This is a genomic window from Mucilaginibacter sp., assembly GCF_025362475.1.
Classification (GTDB): domain Bacteria; phylum Bacteroidota; class Bacteroidia; order Sphingobacteriales; family Sphingobacteriaceae; genus Mucilaginibacter.
The window spans coordinates 68920-84233 of sequence record NZ_JANYGH010000050.1 but is presented as its reverse complement, the minus strand read 5'-3'; the positions used below and the strand labels follow the sequence as shown (position 1 = coordinate 84233).

Below are 15314 nucleotides of genomic sequence, written 5' to 3'. Positions count from 1 at the left end.
TGAAAGGTGAAAGGTGAAAGGTGAAAGGTGAAAGGTGAAAGGTGAAAGGTGAAAGGTGAAAGGTGAAAGGTGAAAGGTGAAAGGTGAAAGGTGAAAGGTGAAATAAATTGGGGAGGCAATTTAGCTTTTTGTCCTTAATCTTTCGTCTTTGCTCCTTAATCTTCTGGTCTTTGCTCCTCAATCTTCCAGTCTTTACTCTTTTGATGTAACTAATTTATTTTCAGTGCGTCTTTTGGTTATGGATCAGTATTTGTAAGTTTATATGAACTAACTTAACTTGTCATGCCAACTTTTAAATTATGGTTATTTGGTTCGCATAGGTGGTATCTAACACTTTATGTGCTTGCTGTAATTATGTTTATTTCGGCATGCGGAACTGTCAAGAAAACAGAGCGACCGGTAGTGAAACCGGATTTTAATAACACCGCAAATAATATCTATAATACTCAGAAGCTGTCTGAAAGGCAACAACACCATGTCATTGCAAGCGTAGCGCGGCAATCGCCAACTGCGCTGATTCGCCCTGTATAAAGCCTGCGATTGCTTTGTGCATATCTATGACGTGTTCGCGAAGAAACTTTTTGTCATCCTGAACGCAGTGAAGGATCTGTTATTCGCCATGCACAGTCTGCAAATAGATCCTTCGTTCCTCAGGATGACAAACTTTTCAAACGTCATTTTCCTTTCAGTGTCCGCCGGATAGTAAAACTTCCCATGACAAGTTGTTGAATCCCAGACTTACGAAGTTTTTAAAACTTCGTAAGTCTTTCGCCGCTTGTCATTTCCACCTTTAGAGTTTTTTGAATTTTCAAACTCGTGACGGTCTGTTTTTTTATTTTTAGATAGCAATAAGAATGTGGTAATTACAAACTACATTAAAAATGAATATTTTTGCATCGTTATGTCAAATCAAAAAGAAGAATACTCATTCTGGTCAAAGTATAAAAAGTTTGCAGGGAACGAAATTTTGCTCTACCTGGTTATGATTATAGGTATCATACTCGGCATCGTCATATTTAGTTATTTTTAATCAACGTAACATTGCTATTATCCGTTTCGCTGATGGCCTGGTAAAAATCCACAAACTCCTGGTACATATCTTTATTGTAAGTGCCATCAATTACCTGCAGCTTACGTTTATATATCAGCTGATCGCCAATTACAACGGCCGATACAGAGAATTTTCCAAAGGGCTTATCAATGGTTACACTTGCCGGTCGCATGTCAACATGGTAACCTTTAGGCAGGGTGTAACTAATTTCATCTTCATCAGTATAGCCCCTGTTAATATAAAAAGCGTTATGCCTGTTATGTACTTCCCGCGGCGCTCCGTCTGTACGGTTAATGGCATTAGCTAAAAAATCTATCTTACCGTTACTTGCAGATCCATAATCAGGCGCACTTAGCTTTATAATTTCTGTGGCTACAGGGTTAATACTTTTATCCTGTTTAAATTCAAATTTTTCAATCTCGAGGTTGTTTATCGGATATTCTTTTTGAAGGCTTTTCACCTGGTCTTTTGGCGCTTCCTGGATGATATATTCGCGGTTATCATACTGTGTGCCTTTAAAAGTAGTAAGCATATTCCCTGTTAACATACCATCTGCATCGATGATGAAGCTGGCTTTGCAATGTTGTACGTTATCCTGGGCTGTGTATTTAGGTGTGTGCAGCAGTTTACCGCCTTCGGGTGTGCAGGCTAATACATATCGGTCGTCGGTAAAATCACTTAAAAAACCAAAGGGAATTTGCTGGCTTGTGCATTCCAGAAAAGTGGTATCGTTTTTAAATGGCAGGCATAGTATAACATGGTCAAACTGGTTCATACTGGCAAAATCTTTTAATGGACCCTGCTTACGTGAACCCGATTTTACAATGCAATAATAGGAGTCAATATTAACGGCCTTAAGCAATGCCTGGGTATAGTTCACCAGTGCTTTACAGTCGCCGTAATTTTGCTGGTCTACATCGCTTGCCAAAAACGGCTGATAACCGCCAATGCCAACCTGTACACTTATGTAGTGTGTTTTGCCCTGCATGTATTCGTAAATCTTTTTGGCTTTCAATTTAGGATCGGTAATACCGTTAGTGATCTCCTTCATCCTCTCGTTTGTTGACATCGGGAGCGTTGTGCGGCTGGCCAGCAATTTATCATATATCCATTTACCCATCCCATTCCAATCATTAAATGACCCGGGTACACCCAGGTATTCAAATTTTTCGGGAGCTACTTTTACCCTACTCAAATATTTATCATGATTGGGGCTGTATGGCTCTTCCTTTATGGCTTTTAAATTGGTTAACTGCCATGTATAGGTATTTTCTCCCAGCTTGTTGGTACCTGTAACTACACCAACAGGTACATTTAACTCTTTATACCTGATCTTGAAATCGGGTTTACAGCTGAAAGTATAGGTGCTTTTTTGAACGGCTACTCCGGTTGATGAATTAGGTACCCAATCACTGAAATTGAGTGATTGCTTTGATTTTATATCATATTCATAGACCACAGTGTAGGGATAATCGGATACTGCCGGGTTAAAATGTTTAACCTTGGTATCATCAAAAAGTGTTGACCGGCTTACCGCGTCAACATCCTCAAAGTCGCTTTCAGAAAATTTACCTGTGGGCTTACCAAACTGGTTGTATACTATTCCTTTTATGCCTTTTATAATATTGGCTTTGTCATGAAACACAACTATTTCGGCTTCGTCAGCTCCATTTTTGTTTAATATGGTTATAGCCTGTTTTATATGATAAAAAGTATTATCAAGATCTTTCACCTCAATATTAAGTTCCTCATTACGCACAACTGCGCTGGCATAGGGTAACAAATCCTTTGGTATCAGTGATACATCATAATTTTCCTGTGCGCCGGCGCTTATGTTTAATGCCAGGAATGATAACAGCGTTACAAATACTTTCATTATTTTTTCTTGAAAACCATATCGGCTTTTTGGGTAAGGATGATCTTATTATAAAGCTCTTTTAAGTAAGGGTACTCCTCGGATGTGTAAATAGGTTTGGTAAACTTAGTGATGTTCGAGAACGTAAATGTATTGCCCATACTTTCAAAGCTGCTTGCATACATGCCTCCATTGCCCGGCATTTTAAAAGCTATTGACTGTGGCGGGGTTTCAACAGTATAAGCATCGGGCAGGTGCATATTTAGTATTAACCGGTTATCTGAGGCCATCCCCCAATCAACGGGGTAATCTCTTTCGGCAAGCTTAAATGGATTGGTAGTAATTTTATCCCATAAAAAAGGATTAAATACCAACCGGTTATGGTTCATGTTATCAAACGCGTCAATTTCAACTTCAAAGGTTTCTCCAAGCGGCATATCAAGGCTATCAAGGTTTGATATACTTGATTTAAGGATCTTGAGTTTGGGTAATTTTTCGTCCTGATTTTCAACATATTCATCAATCGAATTGAACTTTTTAATGGCCTTGCGTTTTAAGTAGCCATCATAACCAGAATAATAGTTGGATATGGTGCCTTTAAGCTTACCATTATCAAGCAAAGTAAGGTCCAGTGATTGTGTTGTTGACTCCTTCTGCAGTCCGCTTAATTCAATCCAGTACGATGGTTTATCTAAACTGATCACCCTGCCTTTATCATTTAGGCATTTGAGCGGTAGTAATCCAAATGATAGTAAGGGATCGGTGGCATCAAGCAGGTAACTTTTATCGCCAATATTAACTTTAGCTATTACGTAATTAAAATCATTAATTACCGGGTAAAGCATATTGATATTGCCATTATTACGGGTTGATAAAACTACTACTTCGGTGTTTATATCTGCCGCTCTTAGGGCAGCGGCAAGGGCCAGGTTAATATCGCCAATGGTACCGGTATGTGCTTCATATGCCTTTTTTATACCGTCGGGACTATAAATGGTGGTAAGATCATTCCATTTAAACCATTTTTGAAGGTAGGCGTAAATGGCTTTGGCTTTTTCCAGGTCATCTGTTTTTCCAGCTATTACAGCGGCAATCCTATCTTTCATTAGCTCCTTACGCTTAAACTGGGATCCGAAGTACTCATTGGTTTTAAGCTGATATTCAATATCTTTCCATGTTTTTGAAACAACAGTTTTTGCACTGGTGTAGGGGTTGGTCCATTCAACCTCATCAAAATATATAGCTGCCAAAAAGTTCTTGGGCGAGGTCATATGGTCCTCAATTACAAAAGCAGGGATATCTTTCATTTCGTACACTATTAACGAACAATCGCATTTGGCGCCGTGAGATGAAAAGCATTCCCGTTCAATCTCCGATGTATTGTTTGAAAGTTTTAAACTTCCGCGCAATATGGCATTAAACGTCCAGAATGCGGGGATATGTACCTCGTACTTTGACCGCGCCTTGGGTATAAAATCCTGAAAATCCCAATTTCTGAATTCGTCAAGGTAAGGTGATATAAGTTTATACCTGAAATCAATTACACAACCTGGCCGCAAAGCTGGTAAAGCAAACTTCACAGTACTTCGGTACTTATGATCCTTTACAGTATATACTTTTTTTGCATCAAATGGTGCACTGCGCATAAGGCCATCATCATCCTGGTAATAAGTAGTGCCAACTATTTCTTCAACTTCTTCTGTAGTTTCATTATTACCGCTATGTTGAATAGGTATCTCTATGGTGCCACTTTCAAGTCCTTTTTTATCAAAGATTTTGATCCGGGCATGATAATTGAAAATTAGTCTTACATGGTCGTCCCCGGTAATATCAATTCTGCTTTTACCAAACTCATTTAAAAATAAGGCATGGGCCGATGTATCTTTTGCGTATTTTTTTAGGCTAAGGTCTTCGGTGGTTACACTTTCTTCAAAATCCTGAGCGATTGCAAAGTGTTGAATACCAATAAATAAAATAGTAATAAGGAGTATTTTTTTCATACAATAATTGCGATAATTAGGATGGTTTTAATTTAATACATAAAACCGAATATTATTTAAATTAAAAAATTTATTCTGCTGATTCTTTTTAAGACATTTGCGACCTTTACAGTATTACTGATTTTTTACCATGAAACTAAAATTAAAACGTCCGCTTGCCTTTTTCGATCTTGAAACTACGGGCACCAATATAGGGGCCGACCGCATAGTTGAGATATCTGTTATTAAGCTGCAGCCTGATGGTAGCGAAGAAGTTAAAACGTGGCGCGTTAATCCTGGTATGCCTATTCCGTTGGAATCATCATTAGTGCATGGCATTTATGACGAGCATATACAGAACGAGCAGCAATTTGGCGCCCTGGGCCAGGCCATTGCCGAATTTATTGGCGATAGCGACCTTGCCGGCTACAATTCCAACAAGTTTGATATTCCTATGCTGATGGAAGAGTTTTTGCGTGCTAACGTTGCATTTACTTTGGATAATCGCCATTTTGTGGATGTGCAAAATATATTTCACCAGATGGAGCAGCGCACACTTAAAGCCGCTTACCAGTTTTATTGCGATAAAAAAATAGAGAACGCACACTCGGCCGAGGTTGATACCCGCGCCACCATGGAAGTATTGCTGGCGCAGATTGAGCGCTATGAAAATATGCAATGGGAAGATAAAAAAGGCAATATCACCGTTCCGGTTGTGGGCGATGTAGAGGCTTTGCATAAATTTACTAACTTAAGTAAGCCGGTTGATTTTGCCGGCCGCATGGTTTATAATGAGCAGGGCGAAGAAACCATCAACTTTGGCAAGCACAAAGGCAAAAGAGTAGAAGATGTATTAACTGCCGAGCCAAGCTATTATTCATGGATGATGCAGGGCGATTTTCCTTTATATACCAAACGCAAGCTGGAAGAAATTCACGCCCGTTGGAATGCTAAAAGAAATGCAGAACGCCAGGCAAAAAATGCTGCTCAACAGCCAAAGCCTGCCGAGCAAACCCAGGCTCCAAAGGCGGAAGCTCCCAAAACGGATTATCCTAAAAAAGAGTTTCACAAGCCCGATCATACCAAAACTCAATATCCACCCAAGCCATTTAAAAAGAAGGATGAACCTGCTCAGCCTGTAAATGATGATATGCTGGCCCAGCTGGCATTGAAATTTAAAAAAGGGTAGTGTTTAATTTAGATTTGAGATATGCAAAAAGCCCCATCAGGGGCTTTTTGCATTAATGAAATTGTACTTTCCTAAAAAGTCTCATATCTCCTTCAAAAAATCAATATTCCGCTTTAATCCGCCAAATTTGGTACGCTTTACTGCCGAGTTTTTAAATACCTTTTGAAAAACATCCTGGGTCATGTCCTGCCAGTCGGTGGCTTTTAAATTAAGCAAGTCGGGGTGGGGGGTAAATTCCGGTTCAGTGTTTAATACGGAGAAACGGTTCCAGGGGCATACATCCTGGCAAACATCACAACCAAACATCCAGTTATCCATTTTACCTTTAAACTCCGGTGGAATCTCGTTTTTAAGTTCGATGGTGAGGTAAGAGATACATCTGCTGCCATCAACTACATAAGGGCCTACAATGGCATCTGTTGGGCAGGCATCAATGCAATTGGTACAAGTACCACAATGATCCATAGTGGGAGCAATATCATATTCCAGTTCCAGATCGATGATCAATTCTGCCAAAAAAAAGAAAGAACCGGCCTTTTTGTTTAGCAGGTTGGAGTTTTTGCCTATCCAGCCCATGCCAGCCCGTTTGGCCCAGGCCTTATCCAATACCGGTGCCGAATCGACAAATACCCGGCCTCCAACTTCGCCAATCTTCTCGTTAATGAGCTGTAATAATTGTCTCAGTTTGTCTTTTATAACAGTATGGTAATCTATGCCATAGGCATATTTTGATATTTTGGGCGCTAACGGATCGGTTTGTTTGTTATCTGTGTAATAGTTAATACCCAATGAGATCACAGATTTTGCACCATCCACCAACAGCCGCGGATCAAGGCGTTTGTCGAAATGATTTTCCATGTATTGCATTTCGCCATGCATGTTTTTTTTTAACCATGATTCTAACCGGGGGGCTTCTTCTTCAAGAAACTCTGCTTTGGATATACCGCAAAACAAAAAACCAAGCTTTTGGGCTTCGTCTTTAATCAACTGGCTATATAGCGTTCTGTTTTGCATATCTGCCACAAAGATACTATAAATTGAAAGTCAAAAAATAGACGTGTTCTCAGGGGATTTCAACTTAAAATGATAATATAAGTGTTAAAATGACGTTTTTGTTAATTAATGGTGTGGTTTTTGTAACTATTGATAAAATATACCGTATGTAAATGCTTAAGCACTTAAATTTCCTGCCAAAACATATCTTAGGTTTACACGCTGTTGGAGAAATCACAAATACCGATTATGAAGATGCGTTGAAACCTTTGATCCATGATCATATTAAAGAAAATGGTAAAATAAATTTTCTATTGGTATTGGAAACTCATATAAAAAATTTTGATGCAGGGGCATGGTGCGGCAATATAAGTATTGGCCTTAAGTACTTTACCAAGTGGAACAAGTTGGCAATCGTGACAGATCAGCGCGGCGTGCGGGAGTTTAGCCACCTGTTTAAGTATATATTACCAGGTAAATATAAAGGCTATTCTATAGATGAGCTGGACGAAGCTGTTAAGTGGATAGCGGAAAAATGATCAAAGAGCAAGCTGCTAATCATCAGCCTGCATGAAACACCAGAAAGTGTTTTTTTTGCTAAAAAATCAAAGTGCCATCATTATCAATAAAGCATTTGATTAATATTCTGCAGCCAATAGGTTCGTTGTTTAAGGTTGCGGGGATAAATGTTCTATCCTCATCATTCAGGGCATCAATGTTTACATTAAAAGTTTTGGAATAGTTGCCACTGTATATGCTTACCTTAAAATAAGCCAGCCGACCGCCCGGGCTAACCAGCAATTCAACCACGGCAATGGAAACATCCCTATTAATATCCATTAGGTTTGCCGGTAATTTAAATAGTTTTAAATAAGGGAGGTATCCATAGTATCTTCCGCCTGGTTTAATGGGTTTAGTGGTGCGGTCGGTATCGGTAAGTTGTTTATCTACAAAATAACGAAGGTTTGAAGTAGTGTCTTCCGGGGCCTCGTACAAGAGATCCTTTTTAGTGTAATCGTAATTTTGCAGCAAATGGCCGTTTGGGTCATAAAAATGCCACACACCAGTTTTTATATCTTTATCAAACTGACCGCTCGCTATAGCGATTGATTTGTTATACACGGCCTGGTACAAACCCTGCCTTGTACTTTTGTCGCTTTTTAGCACATGCAGTTTTTCTGTAATATGATCGTTAATTTTATGGCTCCGCTCAACAGTTTCCTGTGAGTAGGCGCTGTTTATACAAAATAGGGAGACAATTAACAGGATAATAGTTTTCAATTGTGATATTGATTTTGGGTAAATATAAAACAGGTTGCCATTAATATCAACCATTTGAAGATAATTGGGTTTGGTTATTGACTATTTAAGTTTGCTAAAGTTTAATCTGTTTTAACTATGTAATACTAATGTTGCATTAATAGCATGGGATGCTTAAACTTGTAAGCACAATTTTTATCACATGACAGCTCTTACAGATCAATCCGATTATAAAACGGTAAGCTTTTCTGAAACTACCATCACGGAACTGATGATCCCCTCTTATTCTAATTTTGGCGGAAAAATCCACGGGGGTATTCTGCTGTCGCTGATGGATAAAGTGGCCTATGTTTGCGCTGCTAAACATGCGGGTAATTATTGTGTAACAGCATCTATTGATACGGTTGATTTTTTGCACCCTGTTGAGGTGGGCGAGCTGGTATCATTAATGGCTTCGGTTAACTACGTTGGTAACACATCGTTGGTAGTGGGGATCAGGGTTATATCAGAAAACATCAAGAACAACTCTGTAAAGCATACAAATACCAGCTATTTTACCATGGTAGCTAAGGATGATGCTAACAAGCCGGCCAAAGTTCCGGGATTGATATTGGAACATCGCGAGCAGGTAAGGCGATTTATAGAGGCACGCCGCCGTAAAGAAATCAAGCAGAGTTATATGAAAGAAGTTGAGCAAATACAAATGCCTGATAATTATGAGCATTGCATTCAGCTGCTTGTGGGCGAAAGATGCTTAGTGGCTGGGTAACGTCTTTAAGTTATCCGCTAATTTGCAGCAAGTTTTGGGTAACGCCATATTAATAAATTAAGAACTAAGGTTTCCCAACTCCTGTATAAATGAGGCAAATTATTGGCCAGTTATTATTATTGTTACTGTTACCAGGCGGCGTAACTTATGCCCAAAACAAAGTTTCTAAGGTACAACCTGTTAATGCCGCGGCAGAAAGAGCTGGTATTGATAAGTTAAATATAGCAGCAGATGAACTTTATGTAAGTAATCCTGATTCTGCACGCCGCATGGCCGAAAAGGCGCTGCTCCGCTCTGAAAAAATAAAATACAATTATGGTATAGGGTATGGGTTTTTAAACCTGGGGCACGTTTATTGGGCACAGTCTTATTATCCTATAAGTTTATTCTACTTAAAATCTGCCTTGACATATATTCCGCAGGATAAGCCACTCATATTGGCCGAATGCTACAATTCTCTGGGCCGCACTTACCTCGAACTTAAAAATTATAAAGAAGCTAAAAGCAATGTCGATATCTCGGCAAAATATGCTGGTAAGGATGCGCTAATGCTAGGTGAGTTTTATAGCGAACAAGCACTGATTCTGATCAGGATGCAGGATTACAATAATGCAATACCTGCCAGTATGCAGGCATTAACCTATTTTAAGCAGGCTAAAGATGATGGTAATATCAGCATTGTTTATACCCGTCTTGGTTCCATCCATCACTATAAAAAAAACTACCCCAAAGCCATTGCTTACGCGGATACCGCTGTTAGGATGAGTTTTAAAACCGGCAATAAGCGCCTGCGTGCAAAAACCTCCATTGAATTTGCTGTGCTTTATAATGAGCTTAAACAATACGATAAAGCTATAGGGTATGCACAAAAAGGAGCAAGGTTATCTGATAGTTTGGGTTTGATGGAGGGCATATCATCAGCTTACAAAGCAATGGTGGTTAGTTTTGAGCAAAAGCATGATCTTTTAAATGCGCTGACTTATCAAAAGAAATACAGCGCGGCATTGGATAGCTTAAATGTGTACAATAAAAGACATAATACCGAGCTCATACAAAACTACTTTACGTTTAATGCCAGACTGAACGAGATAGCCGCTATTGAACGAAAGGGTAAGGAGGCAAAAGAAAAAATTCATTTTCAAACTATCATCATCATAACACTGGCAATTTCGCTATTGGTAGTGCTTATTGCTTTATATATCACTTACTACAGTTATAATCAAAAGAAGTTACTGAGCAAATCGCTGTGCAGGCAGCAGGAGGCCCTCATAATTCAGAAAAACCTGATAGAAGAGCAAGCCCTAAACTTGGCTGCCGTAAATAAACTAAAAGATAAGCTACTGGCAGTTATAGGGCATGATCTGCGCACACCTTTTGCCAACCTGCGTAATATAATGGGTCTATTTGAAGATGATGATTTAAACCTGGAAGACATGCATGGTTTGATGAAGAAAATGGAACCTGTAATAAAAGGGGCCGAGCTCACCTTATCCAATTTATTGGAATGGGCCGGCAGCCAGATCAGGGGCATCAATATAAGCCCATCAGCTATTAATATTTATGCGATAGGCCAGGAGATGGCGCAAATTTATAGTTACCAGCTGCTTCAAAAAAATATCGAGTTTCAAAACGTGGCTATCACAGGCAATTTTGTAAAGGCCGATGAAAAGCATATTAAGGTGGTAATTGGGAACCTTATAAGCAATGCTATAAAGTTTACAGATGATAATGGCACTGTTAGCTTAAGCAGCCGTATTGATAAAAATGAACTTATTATCAATATAAACGATACAGGCAAGGGTATTGCCCATGAACAGCAGCTCAAATTATTTGGTTTTAATTCGCACTTTACCGAGAACGGTACCATGGGAGAAGTAGGTACAGGTATTGGCCTGTTTTTATGTAAGGAATTGGTTGAGTTTAATGGCGGTCGGCTATGGGTAACATCAGAGGTAAATAAAGGAAGCACCTTTAGTTTTAGCCTTCCGTTGGCTGGCTAAACAAAAATTATTCCTTTTTTTATTATCTAATTAACATGTTATTGTATCTTAAATAGTAAGTAATACGTATAAAAACTAAAATATATACTTGCTGATAAGTAATTTAATTATTCCGAAAACGTTTTAAGTTTATTGGTGGATTTGGCAAACTCATCTATATCTTTATAAAATGATGAGAATAGTAGTTTTTTACTATCTTGTGACAATCTAATTAACGCCCGATCAATTTAAACTAAACTCCCCTTTTTTTTAATGGCTTTCTTAAACACTGTGCTCGAACCACCTTCGTATGGTTGGACTGATAAGGATGGTAACCTTTCAAAACCTACGAATGCTACAATCGTAAAAGAATTTTTTTCCAGGCTTAATGTATTTGCTGATAAAAAAAACTGGCTTTCATTTTTAAGCTGGTTCCTGGTGCTTTGCCTGGCGCCAATCCTGTTTTTATTCATTTTTAAATATTTTAGTATAACAGGGCTTATTGTAGCTTTTGTTTACAGCATGATCATTATGGGTACCCATGGTACCATATGGCACCACAGGTATTGTACGCACAGTGCTTATACATTCCGCAATAATTTTTGGCGTTTTTTTACGCAAAATCTTACGCTTAAAATTATTCCTGAGGAGATCTATGCAGTATCGCACCACGTGCATCATGCTTTATCTGATCAGCCGGGCGACCCGTACAATGCACAGGGTGGTTTTCTATATTGCTTTTTGGCCGATGTAAATCACCAGCCCATAGCGCGCAACATGAACGAGGCCAGCTACAAAAAATGCGTTAATTTAATGAAGCACGTTGGTGTTACACCAAATACCTACAAACAATATCAAAAGTGGGGTACCATTGCCAATCCGTACCGTACCATAGCAGGTATCATTCTTAATTGGGGATTCTGGTTCGGGGCATTTTACCTGTTGGGCGGTTTCCCGCTGGCTTGTGCCGTATTTGGTTCGGCTGGTGTGTGGGCTGTTGGTGTACGTACATTTAATTATGAAGGTCATGGTAAAGGAGAAGATAAACGCAGGGATGGTGTTGACCATAACCGGGAGGATATGTCAATAAACCAATTGTGGCCTGGCTACGTTGCCGGCGAATGGCACAATAACCACCACCTTTATCCAAAAAGCGCCCGCTCCGGCTTCAAACCTCATCAGTTTGATCTGGCCTGGTGTTATATCAAGTTAATGAGTATGTTGGGTGCTGTAAGTTCATACCGTGACTCAAAAAAAGAATTTTTATTAACCTATTTTCCTAAAACGCCCGTTGTGCAAATAACGGCGGTTAAGTATGCCGAAGTAAAGCCCGTGATGGTGAGAGCGAAGTAAAAAAGACATCATGCAGGTTACTTGTTAGCTATTCTGATAGTTTGCAAACAATAACACTCTGCTGATGAGGATTGATGAAAGTTCAACATAAAAATTGGATGAATAGAAAAGGAGCGACACTTAAAAGGTTGCTCCTTTTTTGTTCCATAAGGGCATAAATGTTAAAATAGTATTATTTTAATTACAAACCGAATTTATATCTTAGTAAACCCAATTATAGTGTAACTTAAACACCAAAAACCAATGCGTATTAAAATATTCTGTTTATCAGTTTGCTTGTTGTGCTTTGTGCTTTTTAATAAAAGAGTAAAAGCACAGGGTTTAGGTATCTTTGATAGCCAAACCGATGTGGGTACAATTAAACACAAGGGCGGCGCCCAATATGATGCCAAATTGCAGCAATATGAGCTGAGCGGTTCAGGATCAAATATATGGGCTACCCGCGATGATTTTCATTTTGTATGGAAACGCATAAAAGGCGATTTTATACTTCGCACCAATGCCGCGTTTATAGGTAAAGGGGTGGAGTTACACCGCAAGGTTGGTTTGATGATCCGTACATCGCTCGATTCTAATTCAAAACATATCAACGCTGTGGTACATGGCGATGGGTTAACCTCGCTGCAATACCGTAAAACCATTAGTGGTATTACCGAAGAAAAAAAAGCAAGTATTACCGCCGCCGATGTTATCCAGCTGGAACGTAAAGGAAATGTTTATACCATGTCGGTAGCGCGCAAAGGTGATCTGTTTGTTACCGAAGAGGTAAGCGACCTTGATCTGGGCGATGATGTTTATGTTGGTATCTTCATTTGCTCGCACAATGCGGATGTTACTGAAAAAGCCACTTTCAGTAATGTACGGATAGTTACGCCGGCGCCGGCATCATTGGTGCCCTATAAACAATATCTTGGCAGCAGTATCGAAATACTTAATATCGCTACTCAAAACAGCACCGTTATTTATCAATCGCCACGCTCACTACAGGCGCCCAATTGGATGAAAGATGGTAAATCGCTTATCTATAACAGCGAGGGTTCGCTATATAAATATGATCTTAAAACTAACAAGCCTGCCGTTTTAAATACCAACCCTGCAAAAAATAACAATAACGATCATGTGCTTTCTTTTGATGGCAAAATGTTAGTTATTAGCAGTGGCGATGGCGGCCCATCGATAGGATATACAGTGCCTTCATCATCAGGAGGAACCGCTAAAAGAGTGACTGCATTGGGCCTTGGTGCAAGCTATATGCATGGCTGGTCGCCCGATGGTAAGTATCTTGTATTTTGCGGCGAGCGTAATAAAGAGTTTGATGTATACCGCGTACCTTCCGGCGGTGGCCCCGAAGAAAGGCTGACAACAACTACAGGTTTAGATGATGGTCCGGAGTATACCCCCGATGGCAAATACATCTACTTTAACTCGGTACGTAGTGGCTTAATGCAGGTTTGGCGTATGAAAGCCGACGGCAGTGAGCAAACACAGATAACTAATGATGATTATAACAACTGGTTTCCGCATGTATCGCCAGATGGTAAATGGATAGTTTATATAACTTTCTTTAAAAATGAAGTTGCACCAAGCGATCATCCTTTTTATAAACACGTATTTCTTAGATTGATGCCGATAGATGGCGGCCCCTCAAAAGTGGTAGCCTATTTATATGGCGGGCAGGGTACTATCAATACGCCCTCATGGTCGCCTGATAGTAAGCATATTGCTTTTGTGAGTAACTCAAACCTGTTGTTCCCGGTATTCCCGATAGAAAAGTAAGATGTATATTAGGTTCGGGTTGCGGGTTACGAGGTTCGCGCAATTGAAACCAAATCACGAACCTCACAACACGCAACACAAATCACGCAACACGAATCACGAACCAAAATAAATCAATATGCAAACCACACGCAGATCATTTTTAAAAACCGGCGCTTTAGCAGTTGCGGGCGCGGCCTTATTACCTGATAGCCTATTTGCCGCAGAAAAGAAACTTCAAAGGGTAGGTGTGCAGCTATACAGCGTGCGCGATGCGATGAAAGTTGATCCGAAGGGGACGCTCAAAAAAATTGCCGATGCAGGCTACTACCACGTAGAGCATGCCAACTATATCGATCGTAAGTTTTATGGCTATACTGCAAAGGAATTTAAAAAGATACTGGAAGACCTGGCGCTTAAAATGCCCAGTGGTCATACTGTAATGACAGCCCAGCATTGGGATGATTCAAAAAAGGACTTTACCGATGCATGGAAATATACTGTGGAAGATGCTGCCACCATGGGACAGAAATTTGTGATCAGCCCATGGCTTGATGAAAAGGTAAGGACCGATACTGATGCCCTGAAACGTGCCATGGAGCAGTTTAATAAGTGCGGCGAATTATGTCAAAAATCTTCAATGAAATTTGGTTACCATAACCATAACTTCGAGATCAGCACCAAAGTTGGCGATATTACCCTTTATGATTATATCATCCAGAATACTGACCCCGCTTTGGTAGCCCAGCAAATAGATATTGGTAACATGCTGAGCACCGGTGGTCATGCGCTCGATTTTATTAATAAATACCCCGGTCGTTTTGAATCAATGCACGTGAAAGACGAGATAAAGGTTCCCGTGCATGATGGGGACGATACCGAAAGCACCATTTTAGGTGCAGGGATATTACCTGTTAAAGAAATAGTAAAAGCAGCCAGTAAAAAGGGCGGAACTTCACTTTTTATCATTGAGCAGGAAGCATACCAGGGCAAAGATCCGGTTGATTGTGTAAAAATTGATTTACAAATCATGAAAAAATGGGGTTATTAATAGTAAAGAAGTAAATTAACCAAAGATTTAATTTTTGCCTCCGTTACTTTTAAAATGAAAATTATTAAGTTTGACAATCG

At 39.6% G+C, this 15314-nt stretch carries 11 protein-coding genes; 7 read left to right on the top strand and 4 right to left on the bottom strand.

The genetic code is table 11. The features are described from left to right. Window positions 1-1016: 1016 nt before the first annotated feature. Window positions 1017-2927 carry a DUF3857 domain-containing protein gene (locus tag Q0R88_RS16630; RefSeq protein WP_295718148.1) on the bottom strand — a complete coding sequence of 637 codons (1911 nt, stop codon included), beginning with the start codon at window positions 2925-2927 and terminating at the stop codon, window positions 1017-1019. Beyond that, a complete protein-coding gene (locus Q0R88_RS16625; protein WP_295718144.1) occupies window positions 2927-4906 on the bottom strand; it encodes a transglutaminase domain-containing protein in 1980 nt (659 codons plus the stop codon). The genes Q0R88_RS16630 and Q0R88_RS16625 overlap by 1 nt, the downstream gene beginning before the upstream one ends. 130 nt (window positions 4907-5036) lie before the next feature. Here Q0R88_RS16625 and Q0R88_RS16620 point away from each other — a divergent pair, with 130 nt between their 5' ends. Then, entirely contained in the window at window positions 5037-6074 is a 1038-nt protein-coding gene (locus Q0R88_RS16620) for an exonuclease domain-containing protein (protein WP_295718143.1), read from the top strand. 81 nt (window positions 6075-6155) lie between these two features. Here Q0R88_RS16620 and queG read toward each other — a convergent pair whose 3' ends face one another. Then, the gene (gene queG, locus Q0R88_RS16615; protein WP_295718141.1) at window positions 6156-7088 is read right to left on the bottom strand and encodes a tRNA epoxyqueuosine(34) reductase QueG; all 933 of its coding nucleotides are present in this window, start codon (window positions 7086-7088) and stop codon (window positions 6156-6158) included. 152 nt (window positions 7089-7240) lie between these two features. Here queG and Q0R88_RS16610 point away from each other — a divergent pair, with 152 nt between their 5' ends. Then, the gene (locus tag Q0R88_RS16610) at window positions 7241-7606 is read left to right on the top strand and encodes an STAS/SEC14 domain-containing protein (RefSeq protein ID WP_295718140.1); all 366 of its coding nucleotides are present in this window, start codon (window positions 7241-7243) and stop codon (window positions 7604-7606) included. A 58-nt stretch (window positions 7607-7664) separates the two neighbouring features. On the opposite strand, the gene Q0R88_RS16605 is transcribed toward Q0R88_RS16610, so the two are convergent. Next, a complete protein-coding gene (locus tag Q0R88_RS16605) occupies window positions 7665-8402 on the bottom strand; it encodes a hypothetical protein (protein ID WP_295718139.1) in 738 nt (245 codons plus the stop codon). Between the two features lie 127 nt (window positions 8403-8529). Between Q0R88_RS16605 and Q0R88_RS16600 the strand changes: the two genes are divergently transcribed. The 5 genes from Q0R88_RS16600 to Q0R88_RS16580 all read left to right on the top strand — a co-directional run bounded on the left by Q0R88_RS16600 (window position 8530) and on the right by Q0R88_RS16580 (window position 15234). Next, window positions 8530-9096 (top strand): acyl-CoA thioesterase, encoded by a 567-nt coding sequence (locus Q0R88_RS16600; protein WP_295718137.1) that lies wholly within the window; start codon window positions 8530-8532, stop codon window positions 9094-9096. Between the two features lie 89 nt (window positions 9097-9185). Then, window positions 9186-11096 (top strand): tetratricopeptide repeat-containing sensor histidine kinase, encoded by a 1911-nt coding sequence (locus Q0R88_RS16595; protein ID WP_295718135.1) that lies wholly within the window; start codon window positions 9186-9188, stop codon window positions 11094-11096. A 252-nt stretch (window positions 11097-11348) separates the two neighbouring features. Continuing rightward, on the top strand, window positions 11349-12428 hold the full coding sequence (locus Q0R88_RS16590) for a fatty acid desaturase (protein ID WP_295718132.1): 1080 nt from the start codon (window positions 11349-11351) through the stop codon (window positions 12426-12428). Between the two features lie 243 nt (window positions 12429-12671). Further along, a complete protein-coding gene (locus Q0R88_RS16585; protein ID WP_295718130.1) occupies window positions 12672-14204 on the top strand; it encodes a hypothetical protein in 1533 nt (510 codons plus the stop codon). A gap of 118 nt (window positions 14205-14322) precedes the next feature. Further along, window positions 14323-15234 (top strand): sugar phosphate isomerase/epimerase, encoded by a 912-nt coding sequence (locus Q0R88_RS16580; RefSeq protein ID WP_295718128.1) that lies wholly within the window; start codon window positions 14323-14325, stop codon window positions 15232-15234. Window positions 15235-15314 lie beyond the last annotated feature (80 nt).